At 63.4% G+C, this 6,381-nt stretch carries 6 protein-coding genes; 3 read left to right on the top strand and 3 right to left on the bottom strand.

Annotated features, from left to right (window positions below; genetic code table 11):
- Positions 1–917: TIGR01620 family protein (locus EN884_RS21170; RefSeq protein WP_128360720.1), on the top strand; the 917-nt coding region annotated here is incomplete at its 5' end.
- Positions 918–1,052: 135 nt separating this feature from the next.
- Positions 1,053–1,607, top strand: a complete 555-nt coding sequence (locus tag EN884_RS21165; RefSeq protein ID WP_024503535.1) for a hypothetical protein — start codon at positions 1,053–1,055, stop codon at positions 1,605–1,607.
- A gap of 111 nt (positions 1,608–1,718) precedes the next feature.
- On the opposite strand, the gene EN884_RS21160 is transcribed toward EN884_RS21165, so the two are convergent.
- The 3 genes from EN884_RS21160 to EN884_RS21150 all read right to left on the bottom strand — a co-directional run bounded on the left by EN884_RS21160 (position 1,719) and on the right by EN884_RS21150 (position 4,426).
- Complete coding sequence (locus tag EN884_RS21160; protein ID WP_024503536.1) at positions 1,719–1,985, bottom strand: hypothetical protein; 267 nt, start codon at positions 1,983–1,985, stop codon at positions 1,719–1,721.
- A 182-nt stretch (positions 1,986–2,167) separates the two neighbouring features.
- Complete coding sequence (locus EN884_RS21155; protein WP_063167920.1) at positions 2,168–3,376, bottom strand: MFS transporter; 1,209 nt, start codon at positions 3,374–3,376, stop codon at positions 2,168–2,170.
- 60 nt (positions 3,377–3,436) lie between these two features.
- Positions 3,437–4,426 carry an AraC family transcriptional regulator gene (locus EN884_RS21150; protein ID WP_063170228.1) on the bottom strand — a complete coding sequence of 330 codons (990 nt, stop codon included), beginning with the start codon at positions 4,424–4,426 and terminating at the stop codon, positions 3,437–3,439.
- A 160-nt stretch (positions 4,427–4,586) separates the two neighbouring features.
- Between EN884_RS21150 and EN884_RS21145 the strand changes: the two genes are divergently transcribed.
- Positions 4,587–6,381, top strand: a 1,795-nt coding sequence (locus EN884_RS21145) for a monovalent cation:proton antiporter-2 (CPA2) family protein (protein ID WP_128360719.1), incomplete at its 3' end; no start/stop codon positions are given.

Raw genomic sequence — 6,381 nt, 5'->3', positions numbered from 1 at the left:
TCATTGCCGCGGAGCCGCCACCAGCCGTCGCCCCCAGGAAACGCTCGCTGCTCGGCAGCATCTTCTTCGGCGCCTTCGGCGTGCTGGTTTCGCTGGCGGTCGGCCTGTGGACCGACCAGCTCATACGCGACCTCTTTGCGCGCGCTGAGTGGCTGGGCTGGCTGGCCGCCGGCATGGCCGCCATCGCCGTGCTGGCGCTTGTGGTGATCCTGATTCGCGAATTCCTGGCGATCGCCCGCCTCGCCGAGGTCGAAAAGCTGCAGAAGCGGGCGCTCGATGCGATCGCCCGCGACGATCCCAAGGCGGCACGATCGGTCGTCGACGAATTGTCGGCCTTTGTCTCGGCCAAACCCGAGACCGCGGCCGGCCGGCGCGAGCTGGCCGAATTGCGCGGCGAAATCATCGACGGCGGCAATCTCGTGCGCCTGGCGGAGGCTGAAATTCTCGGACCACTCGATGCCAGCGCGAAAGTGATGATTCTCGAAGCTGCCAAACGCGTCTCGCTGGTGACGGCGGTCAGTCCACGCGCACTGGTCGATGTTGCCTATGTCGTGTTCGAGGCCGGGCGGCTCATTCGGCGCCTGTCGGAACTCTATGGCGGACGGCCGGGAACGCTGGGTTTCTTCCGCCTGGCGCGCAGCGTTCTGGCGCATCTGGCGGTAACCGGTTCGATCGCGGTCGGCGACAGTGTCGTCCAGCAGATCGTTGGCCACGGCCTGGCCGCGCGCCTTTCGGCCAAGCTTGGCGAGGGCGTCGTCAACGGCATGATGACGGCGCGCATCGGCATCGCCGCGATGGAGACGGCTCGACCCCTGCCCTTCAGCGCCGCCAAACGTCCCGGATTGGGCGACTTCCTCTCGGCGCTGACATCGTTCGCAACCAGGAAAGACGGTGCAACGACCCCCTCCGGCAAGTGAGCCGGGCTGGAGTGTCCGGGCATTCGGAATCGTTACCGGACTGCTCTGCGGCGGCCCCGCGGTGACGAAGCATTAACCAATCTTGTTCATGGTCAGACCGGTTCCAAACAGCATCTTTGTTGCCGGGTGTCGTCGATGAAAAGCGTAATTCTATCCAGCGTCCTGTCCCTGGCAACGGTGATTACGACAGTCGTCGGCATTGCCGGAGTGGCCTCTGCGGCGGAGCCGGACAAGCAGTTCTTCCAGTCTGCCGAAGGCAAGTGGATCGGTCCCGGCGAAATCGTCGCCGGCAAGTACAAGGGCACCAAGTTCAACTGCAGCTTCACCGGCTCGACGCCCGACGGCAAGGTCGGCATGTCGCTCGACGGCGGCTGCCGGGTCGGTATGTTCACCCAGCCAATGTCGGCCAAGATCGAGCGCAAGGGCCGCGAGGGCTACAAGGGCAGCTTCATGGGTGGCGCGACCGGTTCCGGCCTCGACATCATCGGCGGCAACGTCGTCGATCCCCGCAAGGTGGTCTTCACCATCAACCGCAACCAGCTGCGCGGCGTCATGCAGGCTCGCATCCCTGACGACAATTCGATGACGGTGACTATCGCCGTGCGCGTCAACGACCAATTGGTGCCGGTGATCGGCATGAGCCTGAAGCGGGTCGACGCGGTCGAAGTCGGTTCCATCGCGCCGAACTGAAATCGCGCCGAACTGAAAAATCCGAAGAAAAAGGCGGCGACCCAACGGTCACCGCCCTCTCACTTGAGCCCATCGAATCAGGCGCTTAGGCCTTGATCTCAAATCAGGGTGTCAGCCCTTGATCGCGGCCGTCACTTCGTCATAGGCCTTGCAGGCGTCGGCCAACGTCGTGGTGCCCTGATACTTGGTTGTCACCGCCTGGACCTTGGCGGTCAGATCAGCCGCCTTGGCCGGGTCCTTGGTGATCGCCTCCTGAAGTGCTGCAGCCATGTCCTGCGCCTTCTTGGTTGCGATCTCCGCCGTGCACTCAGGCGCCTTCGAGCAAGCCGAACCGGCAAGCACCGCCAGGCCGACGGCAACAAACAAAAACTTCTTCATGTCAGTCATCTCCTCAAAAAGGGCGCGACTTGATCGTCGATCACCCTCCAATGGCCGAAGCCGAGCGTCCTTAGCCTTCGATTGCGGCAAGATGCAACGTGTTCCCGGCCTCAACTTGTGTATCGCGCCTGCAACATCGCTGGCGGCAGGATTTGAGGCTACTGTGTCGGCGGCTGCAAAGTTCAGCTGCGAGGCTGCAGCAGCGCCAAGACGGCGGTCGATGCGGCAAGGATAGCAGTCAGAGTCAAAGGTCCAGTCGCGCCATAGGTGTCCACGACATAGCCGCCGACAACCGCGCCGATGGTGATGGCAATTTGGAAAGAGGTGACCATCAGGCTGCCCGCTGCCTCCAGCGCATCAGGCGCCGCGCGCGACATATTGGTCGGCAGCACCACCGGCGCCATGCCAAAGGCGAAACCCCACAGCGTAACGAAGCCGAAGGCAACGCCGATACGCGAGCCCCAAAGCACCAAAGTAAGTGCCGCAACCGCCATCAACGCCGCGGTGACTGCGAGGGCCATGTGGATGTTGGTGTCGGCCATGCGGCCGCCGGCAACATTACCGATCACGGCAGCGACGCCAAACCCGAGCAGAGCCAAGGCAATCGGTCCGGTTGTAAGGAGTGTCACCTGTTCGAGGAAGGGACGCACATAGACCGAGCCGGCAAAATGCCCCGTCATCAGCAAAAGGATAGCCAGCATCCCGAGTTGGATGCCGCGCCGCCGGGTCAGCCGAAATACATCTGCAAGGCTGTTGCTTGCCGTTGCGGGCAAGGTCGGCAGGCTGAGAAACTGCAGCAGCATGGCAAGCGCGGCCAGCCCCGCCGTCATGGCCATGGCACTGCGCCACCCTATCCAGTCACTGATCAACGCGCCCATCGACGGTGCGGCAATGGTTGCGAGCGAGACGCCCAGGGTGACGATCGCCATGCCCCGACCTGTCGCGCTGGCGCCAACCAGCCTCGCCACAACGGCGACCGAAAGTGCCCAGAAAGCGCTGAGAGCGATGCCCAGCCCGGCGCGGCCCAACAGCAACAGCCAGAAATCGGTCGCCAGCGCCGCCAGGACATTGGAACCGACCGCAAGAGCACTGAGACCAACCAGCACCGCCTTGCGGTTCAAGCGGCCGATGAGAACATTGCTCAACATGGCCGTCACGGCGCCGACGGAAGCGGTGGCGGTGACTACCTGTCCGGCCGTCCCCTCGCTGATGCCGAGATCGCGTGCCATTGGCGTCAGCAGACCTGCGGGCAGGAATTCGGCCGACACCAAGGCAAAGCTGGTGGCCGCCAATGAAATGACCGCGAACCAGGTGGCTGCGCTCCACGCGGCTGGTGCATCGGCATCAAGGCCAGTCGCGGCGTCTTCAAGCTGTAATGTTGTGTCAGTCACGGAAAGATCTCCAAAGTTTGGAGGTCTTAAATAGGCGAGTCCGCTCGGATGATATGTATCTTAGAATCCGAAATTCATATCCATTCGTCCGGGAATTGTGCGACGCACAACGCCCGGCGAGACATTGGTGATGCGCTTGAACGCGCGCGCGAAGGATGCCTCCGAATCATAGCCCAAACGGGTAGCGACTTCGGCAACCGACAAGCCGTTTTGGCCCAGCAATTCGCGGGCAAGCTGCATGCGCAGGCGGGCGAGATAGTGTGCGGCACCCTCCCCCAATACCGCACTGAAACGCTCGGCGAAAATCGAGCGCGATTGGCCTGCCACGCCGGCCAGGCTTCCCAGCGTCCAGTTGTGGCCGGGGTCGCGGTGCATGGCCGCCAAAGCGCGGCCTATATGGGGGTCGCGGATGGCTGCGAGCCAACCGGTGGTCGAGGCTCCATTGCAATTGACCCAGCAGCGTATGAGCCGGGCCGTCAGCAAGTCGGCCATACGCGACAGAATCGTGGCGCTGCCCATCTGCGGCTGCGAGGCCTCCACCGTCATGGCCGCCAGCAAAGGACCGACGACCGGGTCATTGCCGGCCACGTCGCAACCCTTGATGACAGGCGGCATCAACGTGATCAATGGGTTGAGCGCATAGGAGTCCAAGGCCATGGAGCCGCAGAAAAGGGTGCTCGTCGCGCCCGTTCCTTGCCGTACCACTTCGCAGACGTTGCCCCCCAACTTGATCACCTGGCAACCTTCGAGCGAGCCCCCTGCAACGTCCGGCGCGCTCGCCAGCCGATGGGCGATGCCTTGCGGCAGCAGCACCAGATCGCCATCGCGCAGCTCCTGCCAACCTTGCGATTCAGTATGAATCCAGCATGGGCCCTGGCCGACAAAGTGAAACCGAAGCAGCTGTTGTTGCGGAAAGTCTATGCTCCATGGGTGCCGGAGTTCGCAGCGGCCATAGTTGACACCACTCAAGCGAAAGTCTTGCAGAACTTCGCTGAGCGCATCCATCGGGATATGTGGCGGCGAGGACGGCCGGGACGAATGGTCAAACATATACGCAATATAGATGCCGAACGTCCGGCAGGCAAGCGGGGACCGTTGTTCCACCAGGTCAATCACTGCAACGGCACCCTACCCTTTCCGGCAGATTTCTCGCCTTGCCTCCCGCTCCAACTGCATGCAAGGAGTGCTGCAAGACACAGGGACAAGAGGCATGGCGGCGGAAGCATCGGGCAGTGATCTGGTTCAGGTGGTGGCGCTGCTTGCTGCCGGTGTCGTCGCCGTTCCCATCTTCAAGCGCATGGGCCTCGGCTCGATCCTCGGCTATCTGGCTGCCGGCGTGGTGATCGGCCCGTTCGGCCTCGGCGTCTTTTCCGAATCGGAAGCCATTCTTCATGTCGCCGAACTCGGCGTGGTGATGTTCCTGTTCATCATCGGGCTGGAAATGCAGCCATCGCGGCTCTGGGGCCTGCGCCGCGAGATCTTTGGCCTCGGTGCGTTGCAGGTCGGCGTCTGCGCGCTCCTGCTGACCGGGGTCGGCATGGCTGGAGGGTTTCCAATCGCGCAATCCTTCGTCGCCGGCGCCGGGTTCGTGCTGACCTCGACAGCGATCGTCATGCAGCTTCTCGAGGAACGCGGCGAAATCGCCGCGCCGAAAGGCCAGCGCATCGTATCGGTCCTGCTGCTCGAGGATCTTGCCATCGTGCCGCTGCTGGCCCTGATCGCGTTTCTGGCGCCCGGCGGTGCCGACACCAGCCTATCGGAGCGGCTGACCGAGGTCGGCATCGGCCTCGCCGCGATCGTCGGCCTGGTTGTGGCCGGCCGTTATCTGCTCAATCCGTTCTTCCGCATCCTGGCGGATGCCCGTGCCCGCGAGGTGATGACGGCGGCGGCACTTCTGGTCGTTCTCGGATCCGCGCTCGCCATGCAGCTCAGCGGCCTGTCGATGGCGATGGGCGCCTTCCTGGCCGGTGTGCTTTTGTCCGAATCGACCTTCCGCCATCAGCTCGAAGCCGATATCGAACCGTTCCGCGGCATCCTGCTCGGTCTGTTCTTTCTCGCGGTGGGCATGTCGCTCGACCTGCATGTGGTCGCGGCGAACTGGCGGCTGATTGCCATCTATGTCGTCGCCTACATGGTGATGAAGGCATTCGGCATCTACATCGTCGCCCGTATCCTGAAAACCAGCCACCGCGAGGCGCTTGAGCGCGCGGTCTTCATGGCGCAAGGCGGTGAGTTCGCCTTTGTCCTTTATTCGGCGGCCGCGGCGGTCGGCATCATCGACGGCAACGCCAATGCGACGCTGACGGCGATCGTCATCATCTCCATGGTGCTGACGCCGCTGGCCATCATCGCCTTGCGCTATCTGACGCCGCGCGACGAGCAGTCGCTCGACGGCGTCGACGTCGCCGATGGCCTGACCGGCAGCGTGCTGATCATCGGCTTCGGCCGCTTCGGCCAGATCGCCAGCCAGCCGCTGCTGCTGCGCGGCATCGACGTCTCGATCATCGACAATGACGTCGAAATGATCCAGGCGGCGGCCGATTTCGGCTTCAAGGTCTACTATGGCGACGGCACGCGGCTGGACATCCTGCATGCCGCCGGTGCCGGCCGGGCGCGCGCCGTGCTGATCTGCGTCGACAAGGCCGATGTGGCTGTTCGCATCGCCCAGCTGATCAAGGCCGAATTCCCACTGCTCACCGTGCTGGCCCGCGCATTCGACCGTGGAACGGCGCTGCAGCTCATACGTGCCGGCGTCGACTACCAACTGCGCGAAACCTTCGAATCCGCACTTGTTTTCGGCGGCTCGGCCCTGGAATCTCTGGGCGTCGATCCCGAAGACGTGGCTGAAACGATCGAAGATGTCAGGCGCCGCGACACCGACCGCTTCGAAACCCAGCTCGCCGAAGGCATTCGCGCCGGACAGCGCTTCCTGAGAGGCAATATCGGCACGCCGATTCCGACACCGCTCTCGACGCCGCGCCGGCCTGGTCAGGCACTCAACGAAG

It is taken from the genome of Mesorhizobium sp. M7A.F.Ca.AU.001.01.1.1 (assembly GCF_004022735.1).
Lineage (GTDB): Bacteria > Pseudomonadota > Alphaproteobacteria > Rhizobiales > Rhizobiaceae > Mesorhizobium > Mesorhizobium ciceri.
Note: the sequence above shows the minus strand (reverse complement) of the source record. Positions and strands in the feature narration are given on the sequence as shown.

Bases quoted from the DNA above. Each gene is read 5' to 3' on its own strand.
- EN884_RS21165 (WP_024503535.1), top strand. From the start codon at position 1,053: ATGAAAAGCGTAATTCTATCCAGCGTCCTGTCCCTGGCAACGGTGATT.
- EN884_RS21160 (WP_024503536.1), bottom strand. From the start codon at position 1,985: ATGAAGAAGTTTTTGTTTGTTGCCGTCGGCCTGGCGGTGCTTGCCGGT.
- EN884_RS21150 (WP_063170228.1), bottom strand. From the start codon at position 4,426: ATGTTTGACCATTCGTCCCGGCCGTCCTCGCCGCCACATATCCCGATG.